The following is a 13,079-nucleotide window of genomic DNA, read 5'->3' as shown; positions in this document are numbered from 1 at the left end:
CGAATCACGGCGGGATCTGTCACCCATTGACGCGACGACCCACGACACGACTCATGCATCGCGGCGCCGCTGAAAGCGGTTGTGTTCGCAAGCGAACCCCCAAGTCCAACCGATTATGCGCACCCGGGATGCGCCCCGCAATAAAACACGGCGAAGCACCCGTGATGGGAGTCGCGGCATGAACATGCCTGTCGATGCGCGCCGCCAAGCGCTGGAAGCCTGGGTGGCCGACGAACTCAACGCCGCGCCGGAATGGGCAGTCGCCTCGGCCGATGCCAGTTTTCGCCGCTATTTTCGTGCGCAGGTACGTCAGGGCGAGGAAACGGTCAGCTATATCGCGATGGATGCGCCGCCCGAGCGCGAGAACAATGCTGCCTTTATCCAGATCGCGGGCCTGATGGCGGAAGCCGGCCTCAACGTACCCCGTGTGCTGGCTGCGGATCACGAGCGTGGTTTTCTGCTGCTGACCGATCTTGGCACGCGCACCTTCCTCGACGTGCTCGACGAGGACAACGCCGATGCGCTGTTCGGCGCGGCCAGCGGCGCGCTGATCGACTGGCAGCAGGCCAGCCGCCCCGGCGTGCTTCCCGACTATGATCGCGCCACGCTGGCCGCCGAGCTCGAGTTGTTCCGTGACTGGTATCTCGCCCGGCATCTGCAGTACGCGCCTACGGCTGAAGAGCATGCAGCGATCGACCGTGCCTTCGTGTTCCTGCTCGACCATATCTGTGCCCAGCCGCAGGTCTTCGTGCATCGCGACTACATGCCGCGCAATCTCATGATCAGCGATCCGCTGCCCGGCGTGCTGGATTTCCAGGATGCACGCTATGGCCCGGTCACCTACGACGTGGCCAGCCTGTTTCGTGATGCGTTCATCAGCTGGCCAACCGCACGTATCGACGGCTGGGTGCGCCATTACTGGGATGCGGCGCGCGAGCGCGGTATCCCAGTGGGTGACGATTTCAGCGTATTCAAACGGGATCTCGCGCTCATGGGCGCGCAGCGTCATATCAAGGTGCTGGGCATCTTTGCCCGTATCGCGCATCGCGACGGCAAGCCGCGCTACCTGGCCGATACGCCGCGTTTCGTGAAGTATCTGGAGCCCGTGGTGGCCGAGTACGAAGAGCTGGCGGCACTCGCGCCCCTGCTACAAAAGGACGCGCCATGAAGGCGATGATCCTGGCGGCTGGCCGCGGCGAGCGCTTGCGTCCGTTGACCGACCACACGCCCAAGCCGCTCATTGAGGTCGGCCCGCGCACGCTGATCGGCCATCACCTGGCCGGCCTCGCTCGTGCCGGTTTTGAAGACGTGGTGATCAATGTGGCCTACCGCGGCCGCCAGATCATCGAAGTACTCGGCGACGGCAGTCATTGGGGATTGCGGCTGCATTTCAGCGAAGAAACGCCGGGCGAACTCGATACCGGCGGCGGCGTGCGCAATGCGTTGGCACTGCTCGGCGAAGGGCCGTTCGCGCTGATCAGCGCCGATGTCTTCACCGATTTTGACTATGCGCGTCTGCAAGCACACGGCGATGCCGATGTGCATTGCGTGCTGGTCGACAATCCCGCTCATCATGTCGACGGGGATTTCGGTTTGAATCAGGGCGTGCTGATGGATGCAGCGCCGCGCTTCACTTATGCCGGGATGGGGGTTTTCGATAGCGCCCGATTTGCAGCGCGCGATACGCAACGCTTTGCGTTGTCTGCGGTCATACGTGAAGCCTTGCAGGCGGGCACGGCGAGTGGCGAACACCACGCCGGTAGCTGGATCGATGTCGGGCGCCCCAGCGCGCTTGAACAGGCCCGTTCCATGGTCATGAAGGGTTGATGCTCGGCCCTCGGTTCGAGCGCTGTTAGAATCCCGGCCTTGCCGCAGCGCGCCACCCGCGCGCACGCAGTACAGCGGTTGGGTCATAACCTCAGACAACGGAGATGCCGCATGCCGGCGAGCCCCCCGAAACCCGTACTCGTTCTTCGATCGCTGCTCGTCGTGGTCGCGATCGCGCTGGTCGCCGGCTGTGCCGGGCGCACGGTCGCGACACCGAGTGCGCCTGACGAGAGCATCCTCGCGCCGGCCGAGCAGGCGCTTGCCAAGGCGCGTTCTGCCGAGGCCGAACGCTTCGCGCCGCGTGCCGTCGATGCGTCGCGCCGGCGGATCGCCACGGCGCGCGACATTCTATTCGATGCAGCACGCAGCAGCCGTGATCTCAATGCCACCGAGCAGGACCGGGTCGAGCGCCTGGTCGCAGCGGCCGAGCTGGATGCGCGTTCTGCGTTGGTCCAGACCCAGGCCCGCGCGGTGCAGGCCAAACTCGCGGAACTGCAGGGCCAGTTGGGCCAGGGGCAGTCGTCGCAGACGCAGCAGGGAGTTTCGCCGTGAAGCAGTTCTGGATTGTAGGACTTGGCCTGCTGCCGCTAGTAGCGGGCTGTTCGCTGTTTGAAACCAACCCGGTGCCGCCGAGCCCGGCGCTGACCGGCGTAAGCGCACAGGACGCGGCCTGGAAAGATCAGATCAAGCGGGTGCGCGGTGCCGAAGAGGCGCGTTTCGAACCCCTGGTCGAGGCACGCGAGGCCGTATCCGCCGCGCTCGCGCAGCAGGGCGTGAACGACTACGACGCCGCGTCTCTCGAAGAAGCGCAACAAGCGCTGGATGCCGCCGAGAGCGGCTGGGCCGAGGTCGCCAACAAGCGTCGCCCCAATGGTGACAAGCTCGCAGCAATCGCCACCGACGCACATCGCGCCACGCGGCTGGCAGAAATTGCGCGCTACGCGGCCGTACGCGAGATCAATCTCGAAAAGCTGGTTGCCGTTAACGACCAACTGGAGACGCGCGAGCAGAGTCAGCCCACGCGCCAGGCGCGGCCGGTCACTGGCGACGCACGCGATCTGGTGGGTCAGAAAGTGGTGCCGGACCAGCTCGGAGAGGTGTCGTTCCAGCCGGGCACGGCGCGTATGAAGCCCGCTTCGCAGGAAATCGTGCGCCAGTTGGCAGGTTTGCTTGAACGGTATCCTAGCGTAGGCGTAGCGGTGTTCGGTCACACCGACAATGTCGGGCCTTCGGCCGCATCGCTGGAGCGTTTCGTCAAAGCCAATCCGAAGCTGGAGCAGCAGGCGCCGAGCCAGGCCGAGAAGGTTCGCGCCTTCAACCTGGCGCTGTCGGCAGCCCGTGCCCGCACGGTGGCGCAACTGCTGGTGGACAACGGCGTGCCGGCGCGTCGGATCGGCGCCCGTGGTTTCGGCGACACGCGCCCGGTCGCGTCGAATGACACCCAGGCCGGTCGCCAGGCCAATCGTCGTATCGAGGCCGTGATCGTGCCCGGCCCAGACAGCCCGGAAGCCCAGCGCGCGCGGGCGGAAAACGCCGGGTCCTAGCCATGTTCTTCGGGCGGGCGTGGTGCCCGCCCGACGTTTACAGCGAGCGGATCACGCCAACGGCGAGTCCTTCCAGTTCGAGCGATTCGCGGCGCGTGTCCACCACGATATCCGCATAGTCCGGGTTCTCCGCGATCAGGCGCGCATTGCTGCCTTCGCGCGAGAAGCGCTTGACGGTGACTTCGTCATCCCACCGAAAGACGGCCACCTGGCCGGCCCGCACTTCCGGCACGTTCGCCACCGCGAGCAGGTCGCCGTCGAAGATGCCTGCGCCGATCATGCTGTCGCCGCGTACGCGCAGCAGATAGTCCGGGTTCTGACTGAACAGCCCGGGATCCACTTCGCAATGGCGTTCGACGTGTTCGACGGCGAGCATCGGCGCGCCGGCCGCCACGCAACCAACGACTGCCAGACGCATTGCGTTGGACGCCGGCGGGGCCTGCTCGGTTGATGCATCGTCGTCGGTCAGCCGGATGCCGCGGCTCAGGCGTGCATTGAGCTCGATGAAACCCTTGCGCTCCAGCGTGCGCAGATGGGCCTGCGCCGCGTTGGCCGAGGCAAAGCCCAGCGCTTCGGCGATCTCTGCCCGGGTGGGCGGCGTGTGCCGATCCGCGATGGTGTCGCGGATGAATTCATAGACGCGGCGTTGTTTATCGGTGAGCTCATTCATGCTGTAAGAATATCCAGTCGCGCGGGTCGCGCGCAATAGATGGGACGCGTTCGCCCGGTGGCGAAACGCTTGCCGCGTCGGCGTGCCATTTGAAGAACGATGGGGTTGGCCTGTGTTTTCGTGGTGCCGTTTCAGAGTGCGAGCCTGAAAGGCGTTCCGCCGAAATTCCAGTTCGCGCGTCGCGAATAACACCCGCGGCGTTCATGTCAAGATATAGTTTGACGCAGTGCAGCAAAGAGGGTTATTGTTCGCACATGCTGCATCGCAGCAAACGACAAGAACTTATTGTGAGAGGGCCAACCTATGAAGATTCAGGAAATTGTTTCGGATGTCCGTAGTCGTGTCGGCACCGCCGGCAAGCAGTATCAGGATGCCTTCAAGGCTTACTTCGATACCCAGCGCAAGGTTGTCGGTGTTGTGACCAAGAATGGTCAGACGCTGGCGAACACGGAAGTCGGCGCCGCGAAGAACCTCTTCGCCGCTGCCAAGTCGAGCTTCGACAAGGCACGCACCGACGGTGTGCGCAAGGTCGCCAAGAACCCGCAGGCCTACGTGCCGAACGGCCGCGACCAGATCGTATCGGCCTACAAGGACACGATCGACCTGCTTGTGCAGACCGGTAACGAGCTGGGCAACGTTGTGACCAGCGGTTACAAGTCGGTGCTCGGCAAGCTCTCGGGCGAGACCAAGAAGAAGACCACCACGCGCAAGGCAGCGCCGGCCAAGAAGGCGTCGTCGACTGCCACGCGCAAGGCTTCGACCGCCAAGAGCGCGTCGACCAAGACGACCGCTGCCAAGCGCAAGACGGCCGCGACGCGCAAGACCACGGCGAGCGCCAGCAAGAGCGCTTCGACCGGTGCGACCTCGCGCAAGCGCAGCACCACTGCCAAGAAGTCGACGGCCGCCGCGTCGGCGTCCACCACGACCAATGGCAGCACCGACAACAACGCCTCGTAATAGCGTTGAATCGGTAGGCGCCTTCAACGGCGCCCAAGAAAAAGCCCGGCTCTAAGGCCGGGCTTTTTTGTGTCTGACGTTTGCGGGATCAGCCAAGTGGGTGCTCGGCGACCGCTCGTGTTCGCAGAGACAGTTCACGCTTCGAGCCGAGCGAAGCCTCAGGCGGCCGGCGCGTCCTTGTCTTGTTCGATCAACGCATAAGCCGAGTGATTGTGGATCGATTCGAAGTTCTCCGATTCCACCACGTAATACCGGAACCGCGCGTCGTCGTTCAGCCGCTGGGCGATATCGCGGACCACATCTTCGACGAACTTGGGATTGTCGTAGGCGCGCTCGGTGACCGCTTTCTCGTCGACCCGCTTCAAGATGCCGTACAGCTCGCAGGAGCCTTCCGACTCGGCGATGTCGATGAGCTCTTCCAGCCAGAAGAATTCCGTCGCACGCACGCGGATGGTGATCAGAGAGCGCTGGTTGTGGGCGCCGTAGTCGGAGATGTCCTTGGAGCAGGGGCAGAGCGTGGTCACCGGCACCTTGACCTCGACATAGAGATCGGTGCGTGTGCCGCGCTGATCGCCCACGAATGTGACGTTGTAGTCCATCACGCCTTTTTCCTGCGTGACGGGTGCGTACTTGTCGATGAAGTAGGGAAAGCTCATCTCGATATGACCGTTGTCGGCCTCGAGGCGTTCTGTCATCTCGCCAAGCATGGCGCGAAAGGACTCGACCGTGATCTGGTGTTCGTGCGCGTTGAGTATCTGCACGAAGCGTGACATGTGCGTGCCCTTGAAGTGATGGGGCAGGTTCACATACATGCCGAAGGTGGCCACGGTGCTCTGGTGGCCGCCCACGCGTTGCTTGATCGATACCGGGTGGCGGATATCGCAGATACCGACCTTGTTGATCGCGAGATGGCGCGGGTCCTTGCGACCCTGCACGTCTTCGATATGAGCACTGCTCTGAGCGCCGTCTTTCGAGGGGGCTGAACTGCTCTTGTTGGCGCCTTGCGCCTTTGCCACGGTGGTCATCGTGATGCTTTCCCGGTCAGGCGAATCGGCAGGCCGGCCGACCCAAAGCCCGCCATGTTAGCGCGCGGGCGTTGGGGCGACAAAGCCGGTACGTCCGGGTAATGGGGGCAGGCCGGGCTAGCGCAAGCGTGCGGGCCGTCGAATCAGCCCGGCGGCCAGGCGAAGTCGCGCCCCCCGAGGATATGCACATGCAGGTGGAACACGCTCTGGCCGACGGCTTCGCCGTTGTTCACGACCAGTCGGAATGCCTCGCCATAACCTTCATTGCGGGCGATCTTGCGTGCGCTGAGCAGCAGATGCCCGAGCAGGGCCTGGTCGCCGTCCTCGGCGTTGACCAGCATGTCGATCGGCTTCTTCGGGATCACCAGGATATGCATCGGGGCCTGCGGATTGACGTCGCGAAACGCCAGGCACTGATCATCCTCGTGAACGATATCCGCGTCGATCTCGCGGTTGATGATCTTGGAGAAGATGGTGTCGCTCATGGGTTCCCTGCTGAGTGGGCGAATGGCTAGGCGCATTGTGTCAGAAGCAATCATGCATACCGCAACAGTGGCGCTGGCGGCCCGGCCCGGTTTATCGTCATGGGTGCAGCGCCGCGTTGTGCGGTGCTTCGGATGATTTACAGACCAAGGCCACAAAATAATGAACTATCTCGTCACAGGTGCGACCGGTTTCATCGGCCGTTTCCTCGTGGAAAAACTGTTGGCCCGGCGCAACGCGACGGTATACGTGCTCATGCGGCGCGCCAGCGCCGATCGTTACGAAGGCCTGTGCGAGCGCCTCGACGTCGGCGAGGATCGCCTGATCCCGGTCTGGGGCGACATCACCCGCAAGGGGGTGATCGACGCCGAAGCGCTCAAGCACCTGAGCGGCCATATCGATCATGTCTTCCACCTCGCGGCGGTCTACGACATGAATATGACCGATGCCCAGGCGGACAAGGTCAATAACGAGGGCACGGCTAATATCGTCGCGCTCGCCGGCCAGCTCTCGAACGAGTCCGGCACCAAGCCGTGCTTCCATCACGTGTCGTCGGTGGCTGTCGCCGGTGCGGACTACGAAGGCGTGTTCACCGACGAGATGTTCGACGAGGGCCAGCAGGTCCGGCATCCCTACTACCGAACCAAGTTCCAGTCCGAAGCGATCGTGCGTGAGCACTGCAAGGTGCCGTGGCGGGTCTACCGGCCGGGCATGGTGGTCGGCCACTCGCAGACCGGCGAGATGGACAAGACCGACGGCCCTTACTATTTCTTCAAGCCGATCAAGCGCATCCGCGACAACGTCCCGAAGTGGCTGCCGCTGCTCGGGATCGAAGGCGGACAGATGCCGGTCGCGCCGGTCGACTATGTCGTCGATGCGATGGAGCATATCGCCCACAAGAAGGGCGTCGATCGGCGCGCGTTCTTCCTCATCCAGGACGAGCCGCCGACTGCTGGTGAGATGCTGCGTATTCTCATGCGCGCCGCCCACGGGCCGGATATCGTGCGCAACCTGCCGACCCACGAATGGCCGGCGAATATCGAGCACCAGTTCAAGCGCCTCGCCGGCAATATCCCGATGGCGGAATGGCTGGAGAAGCGGATATCCAAGAGCGTCGGCGTACCGTTGTCGATCCTCGGTTACGTGAACAATCGCGCGATCTTCGACGACGTGAATACGCGTGCCGCGCTCAAGGGCAGCGGAATCCATTGCCCGCGTCTGGAGGATTACGCGGACACGCTCTGGAAGTACTGGGAAATGCATATGGACTGCGATGTCCATGTGCCGGAAAAACTGCTGCGCCGGATGCAGGGCAAGGTCGTGGTCATTACCGGTGCGTCCAGCGGCATCGGCTTCATGGCGTCCAAGAAGCTGGCGCGTGCCGGGGCCAAGATCTGCATGGTCGCGCGGACACCCTCCAAGCTCGAGGAAACCCAGTCGGTGATCGAGAAGATGGGGGGGCAGGCGTTCACCTACCCCTGTGATCTGAACAGCATGGAGGCGATCGACGAGTGCACGAAGAAGATCCTCGCCGATCATCACCATGTCGATATCCTGATCAACAACGCCGGTCATTCGATCCGCCGATCGGCGTTCGAGTCGCTCAATCGTTTTCACGACTACGAGCGCACGATGCAGCTGAACTACTTCGGCGCGATCCGGATGATCTTCAACTTCCTGCCGTCGATGGCCAAGCGCCGCAACGGCCACATCATCAATATCTCCAGCATCGGCTGTCTGACCAACGTGCCGCGCTTCTCGGCCTACGTGGCGTCAAAGTCCGCGCTGGACGCGTTCTCGCGCTGCCTGTCGCCGGAGGTCGCCTCGCGCAATATCGATCTCACCACCATCTATATGCCGCTGGTGCGTACGCCGATGATTGCGCCGACCAAGCTCTACGATTACGTGCCCACGCTCACGCCCGAGCAGGCGGGCGACATGATCGTGTCCGCGATCCTGGAAAAGCCCAAGCGTATTGCCTCGCCGCTGGGCACCACCGCACAGATCAGCTATGCGCTGTGGCCCAAGGTGAACGACTTCGTGCTGCACAAGGCGTTTCACATGTTCCCGTCGTCCAAGGCGGCGCGCGGTGGCCGTGCCGGGCAGGCGGAGAAGCCGAATATTCCGGGGCGGGTGTTGGCGGCTTTGTTGCCGGGGCCTTATTGGTAGGGTGGGGTCGGCGTTTGCGAGTTGTACCTTGGCGCTAAATCAAAGGTTCGTCGAAGCGCTTGTTCTTGGAAGAATCGTGTTCTGAACTCGCGAGTTCTGAATCAACGGCGTAGACAAATTTCTACTTGGGGTTTCGCACTGCTGTGCGAGTGTCTTTTATTTGCTTGTCCAAATAAAAGGCACCAAAACAAAAGACACCCCGTCTTGCGCCGATGCTACGCATCAGTGCCCTGCGCGGCTCCGGCCGAAAGCGGGCCCGCCGGAAACTCGCCGCGCTACGCGCGACTCAAACATCCGGCTGTCTTATCCGCTTTCGGCCTCCACTGCTCGGCGCTGCGCCCAAGGGGCCCCAATACAGGCAAGTTCGCCTTCGCTCGCTCCTCGTCGCAACTCTCTTAGGTCGGATTAGCCGAAGGTGTAATCCAGCAGGAACATGGGCGCTCGCGGTAACTTCAACGCCGTAGCTGTTAGAGCTTCGGGTGCGCAAGTCTCGCTGTCTGTATTACCCCCCCCCTTGCACGGCGACGGAGACGCGCAGCGGCTAAGGGTGTCCGGCGCACTGCGCCGGTGCGGCCAGCTGTTTGAGGATCGCCTAAGCGATCCGACCTAGTTAGATTTTTTAGGGGCCGCATCCCTTCGCCGCGAGCATCGGAGTGCACCGGCGTAGCCGGCGCCGTGCCCGGGTGTCCTTTCCTTTGCTGCCTCTCGTTTGGACAAGCAAACGAAAGACAGTCGCACAGCAGTGCGAAACAAAAGCCGAGCCGAACTCGTGAGTGCCGCAAGACTCGTGGCCCGAATCACCGATTTTTACATCGACGATACAGGCGAAATTTAGCTCCCGGTTTCCCGCTGGTGCTTGATCAAGCCTGTTGATCATTGACTACCCGAGGTCCACATAAAAAAGCCGCCCGAAGGCGGCTTTCTCGCAACACACGATGTGCGTGTTCAATCAGTCGTCGTCGGCGCCATCGCGCAGATCACGACGCTCGGCCACGGCATGGGCGAGCGTGCCGAGCAGCTTCTCGGTATCTTCCCAGTGCAGGCAGGCATCCGTGATCGAGACGCCGTATTCCGGCTCCACGCCCGGCACCAGCTTCTGGTTGCCTTCTTTCAGGTGCGATTCGATCATCACGCCGAAGACGGCACGACTGCCGGCCGAGATCTGGCCGCCGACGTCGTCGCCGACTTCCAGCTGCTTCTTGTGCTGCTTGCGGCTGTTGGCATGCGAGAAGTCGATCATCAGCCGGCCCGACAGCTGCGCCTGTTCGAGCAGGGCGACCGCGCCGGCGACCGAGTCGGCGTCGAAGTTCGGGCCGTTGGCGCCACCACGCAGGATGATATGCGTATCGCGATTGCCTTCGGTGGCAAAGATGGCGGATTCGCCTTCCTTGGTCAGCGATAGGAAGTGATGCGGATGATGGGCCGCGCCCACCGCATCCACCGCGATCTTGATCGAGCCGCCGGTGCCGTTCTTGAAACCGACCGGGCAGGACAGCCCCGAGGCCAGCTCGCGATGGCCCTGACTTTCCGTGGTGCGCGCGCCGATTGCGCCCCAGGACACCAGGTCCGCCAGATACTGCGGCGAGATCAGGTCCAGGAATTCGACGCCGGCCGGGATGCCCTGGTCGGCCAGCTTGAGCAGCAGCTCGCGGGCCAATCGCACGCCCTTGTTGATCTTGAACGAGTCGTCCATGTCCGGGTCGTTGATCAGACCCTTCCAGCCGACCGTTGTACGCGGCTTCTCGAAGTAGACCCGCATCACGATCAGCAGATCGTCGGCATACTTGTCGCGGGCCTCGGCGAGCTTCTTCGCATACTCGAGCGCGGCATCCACGTCGTGGATCGAGCAGGGGCCCACGACGACCAGCAGGCGATCATCCTCGCCATGCAGGATTTTCTGGATCGCCGTGCGCGCGTTGAACACCGTCTCCGATGCCTTGTCGCTCACGGGCAGCTCTTCGAGAAGCGCCTGCGAAGAAATCAATTCCTGGATGCCCTTGATACGGAGATTGTCGGTTTCGTGCATGGTTGAGTCGCGCCGGTACAGCGTGCGAACGCCGCAAAAACAAGGCGCCGAGTCTAGCAGAAGCCAAGCGCGTCATGCCCGCGCGCGCTCGAGATAGAAATGTTAAGAAGCCGCGGCGCCGACGCGTTAGGCTGACGGTAAACGCGCGGCCAATTGATTGGCGCGCAATCCAACGGGGACCGAACACATGAACTGGATGCGTATTCTGCTGGCGCTGGCGGCGATCGGCCTGGTCGCGGCCTATTTCATCATCGACCCGGGGCAGTACCTGGGCGGTGACTGCAGCGGCAAGCTGTTCAGCCTGGGCTGTTTCGAAAGCCAGCGTAGTGCGCTGAGTGATCTGGCGGCCGCGAACAGCTTGTTGTTCGCGATCGGCTTCTTTGCCATCTATGTGGCGGTCACGGCCATCTCTTTGCCGGGCGCGGCGGTGATGACGCTGATCGGCGGTGCCCTGTTCGGATTGCTTCAAGGCCTGCTGCTGGTGTCTTTCGCTTCTGCCATTGGCGCGACGCTGGCATTCCTCATGGCGCGCTTCGTGTTGCGGGACAGCGTGCAGAAGCGTTTCGGCCAGCGGCTGAAGGCGCTCAATCGTGGCGTCGAACGCGACGGCCCGTTCTATCTGTTTGCCTTGCGGCTGGTGCCCGTATTCCCGTTCTTCGTGATCAACCTGGCGATGGGCCTTACGCCGATCCGCACCGTAACCTTCTACTGGGTGAGCCAGCTCGGCATGCTGCCGGGCACGCTGGTCTATGTGAACGCGGGCACTCAACTGGGTCAGGTCGAGTCGCTGTCGGGCGTGCTATCACCGGGCTTGATCGGGTCGTTCGTGCTGCTCGGGCTGTTCCCGCTGATCGCGCGAAAGACGCTGGATTTCTTTGCCACCCGAAAGGCGCTGCGCGGCTACGACAAGCCGAAATCCTTCGATCGCAATCTGATCGTGATCGGCGCCGGCTCGGCGGGCCTCGTCGCGTCGCTGATCGCGGCCACGGTGAAGGCGAAAGTCACCCTGATCGAAAAAGGCGAAATGGGTGGCGATTGCCTGAACACCGGCTGCGTGCCCTCCAAGGCGCTGATCCGTACCGCGAAGCTGATGCATGAAATCCGCAACAGCGAGCGCTACGGCATCCGTTCGGCCAGCGCCGAATTCGAGTTCGCGGACGTGATGGCGCGGGTGAAATCGGTCGTGGCCACCATTGCGCCCCATGATTCCGTCGAGCGCTACGAGTCGCTGGGCGTGGACTGCATCAAGTCGAGTGCGCGCCTGATCGATCCGTGGACAGTCGAAACCGACGACGGCCAGCGCCTGACTGCACGCAAGATCGTGCTGGCCACCGGGGCGGTGCCGTTCGTGCCGCCGATCGACGGCATGGCCGAGGTCGACTATCTCACCTCCGACAATCTCTGGGATCTGGAACAGCTGCCCGAACGGCTAGCCGTGCTGGGCGCCGGTCCGATCGGCTGTGAGATGGCCCAGGCGTTCGCGCGTCTGGGCAGCCAGGTCACGCTTGTCGAACAAGCCGAGCGGATACTGTCGGTGGAGGATGCCGATATCGGCGCTCAGCTTGCCGACTTGCTGGTCGATGAGGGTGTGGAACTGCGCACCGGCCACCAGGTCATTGCGGCGACCCAGCGCGAGCATGGTCTGGCGCTGACTTGCAAGAACGCGCAGGGCGAGACCGAAATCGTCTGCGACAAGGTGTTGATCGCGGTCGGGCGCCGGGCGCGTACCGAAGGTATGGGCCTGGAAGATCTCGGGATCGCCAAGAACGGCCGTATCGAGGTGAATGATCAGCTGCGCACGGTCGTGCCCACGGTCTATGCATGCGGCGACGCGATTGGCGGCTACCAGCTTACCCATGCGGCCTCGCACGAGGCCTGGCATGCCACGGTCAATGCGTTGTTCGGTGCGATCAAGACGTTCTCGGTCGACTACTCGAAGCTCCCCTGGTGCACGTTCACCGATCCGCAGGTCGCTCACGTCGGCCACAATGAGGACAGCGCGCGCGCCGAGTCGATCGAGTACGAGGTCACCCGCTACGATCTCGCCGAGCTGGATCGTGCCATCGCCGAATCCGCGACGCACGGGATGGTGAAAGTGCTCACCGTCCCCGGCAAGGACACCATTCTCGGTGCGACGATCGTGGGGGATGCCGCCGGCGAGCTGATCATCGAGTTCGTGAGCGCGATGAAGCACGGTATCGGCCTCAACAAGATCCTGGCGACCATCCATCCCTATCCCACGCTCGCCGAAGCCAACCGCTTTGCCGCCAGCGAGTGGAAGAAGGCGCACGCGCCGGAATGGGTGTTCCCGTGGCTGACGCGCTTTCATCGCTGGCAGCGTTAGCCGCGCAGGCCATTCGTATTGCGTGATGCGCGGC

Annotated in this window: 11 protein-coding genes; 7 read left to right on the top strand and 4 right to left on the bottom strand. The window is 63.0% G+C overall.

The window, feature by feature from the left end; all coding sequences use genetic code 11:
• Nucleotides 1-184: 184 nt before the first annotated feature.
• From SADO_RS04725 to SADO_RS04710, 4 genes are all read left to right on the top strand, one after another.
• Nucleotides 185-1,168, top strand: a complete 984-nt coding sequence (locus tag SADO_RS04725) for an aminoglycoside phosphotransferase family protein (RefSeq protein WP_353110082.1) — start codon at nt 185-187, stop codon at nt 1,166-1,168.
• Nucleotides 1,165-1,827, top strand: coding sequence for an N-acetylmuramate alpha-1-phosphate uridylyltransferase MurU (murU, locus tag SADO_RS04720; protein ID WP_353109636.1), 663 nt, complete (start codon nt 1,165-1,167; stop codon nt 1,825-1,827). Before SADO_RS04725 ends, murU begins: the two co-directional genes overlap by 4 nt.
• 111 nt (nt 1,828-1,938) lie before the next feature.
• Nucleotides 1,939-2,379 (top strand): hypothetical protein, encoded by a 441-nt coding sequence (locus SADO_RS04715; RefSeq protein ID WP_353109635.1) that lies wholly within the window; start codon nt 1,939-1,941, stop codon nt 2,377-2,379.
• Nucleotides 2,376-3,371, top strand: coding sequence for an OmpA family protein (locus SADO_RS04710; protein ID WP_353109633.1), 996 nt, complete (start codon nt 2,376-2,378; stop codon nt 3,369-3,371). The genes SADO_RS04715 and SADO_RS04710 overlap by 4 nt, the downstream gene beginning before the upstream one ends.
• 37 nt (nt 3,372-3,408) lie before the next feature.
• Here SADO_RS04710 and lexA read toward each other — a convergent pair whose 3' ends face one another.
• Entirely contained in the window at nt 3,409-4,041 is a 633-nt protein-coding gene (lexA, locus tag SADO_RS04705) for a transcriptional repressor LexA (protein WP_353109631.1), read from the bottom strand.
• 303 nt (nt 4,042-4,344) lie between these two features.
• Between lexA and SADO_RS04700 the strand changes: the two genes are divergently transcribed.
• The gene (locus SADO_RS04700) at nt 4,345-4,998 is read left to right on the top strand and encodes a hypothetical protein (RefSeq protein WP_353109629.1); all 654 of its coding nucleotides are present in this window, start codon (nt 4,345-4,347) and stop codon (nt 4,996-4,998) included.
• Between the two features lie 158 nt (nt 4,999-5,156).
• Here SADO_RS04700 and folE2 read toward each other — a convergent pair whose 3' ends face one another.
• Together folE2 and SADO_RS04690 are read right to left on the bottom strand one after the other, a co-directional pair.
• Entirely contained in the window at nt 5,157-6,023 is an 867-nt protein-coding gene (folE2, locus tag SADO_RS04695; RefSeq protein ID WP_353109628.1) for a GTP cyclohydrolase FolE2, read from the bottom strand.
• Nucleotides 6,024-6,166: 143 nt separating this feature from the next.
• Nucleotides 6,167-6,508, bottom strand: coding sequence for a histidine triad nucleotide-binding protein (locus SADO_RS04690; RefSeq protein ID WP_353109627.1), 342 nt, complete (start codon nt 6,506-6,508; stop codon nt 6,167-6,169).
• Nucleotides 6,509-6,668: 160 nt separating this feature from the next.
• Here SADO_RS04690 and SADO_RS04685 point away from each other — a divergent pair, with 160 nt between their 5' ends.
• Nucleotides 6,669-8,675 carry an SDR family oxidoreductase gene (locus SADO_RS04685; RefSeq protein ID WP_353109625.1) on the top strand — a complete coding sequence of 669 codons (2,007 nt, stop codon included), beginning with the start codon at nt 6,669-6,671 and terminating at the stop codon, nt 8,673-8,675.
• Nucleotides 8,676-9,624: 949 nt separating this feature from the next.
• Here SADO_RS04685 and SADO_RS04680 read toward each other — a convergent pair.
• Nucleotides 9,625-10,701, bottom strand: a complete 1,077-nt coding sequence (locus SADO_RS04680; RefSeq protein ID WP_353109624.1) for a 3-deoxy-7-phosphoheptulonate synthase — start codon at nt 10,699-10,701, stop codon at nt 9,625-9,627.
• Nucleotides 10,702-10,888: 187 nt separating this feature from the next.
• Between SADO_RS04680 and SADO_RS04675 the strand changes: the two genes are divergently transcribed.
• Entirely contained in the window at nt 10,889-13,045 is a 2,157-nt protein-coding gene (locus SADO_RS04675; protein ID WP_353109622.1) for a dihydrolipoyl dehydrogenase family protein, read from the top strand.
• Nucleotides 13,046-13,079: the final 34 nt, after the last annotated feature.

Origin of the sequence: Salinisphaera dokdonensis CL-ES53 (assembly GCF_040361215.1) — a bacterium.
In the GTDB taxonomy this organism is placed as follows: Bacteria; Pseudomonadota; Gammaproteobacteria; order Nevskiales; family Salinisphaeraceae; genus Salinisphaera; species Salinisphaera dokdonensis.
This window is presented reverse-complemented; position numbering and strand designations above follow the sequence as displayed.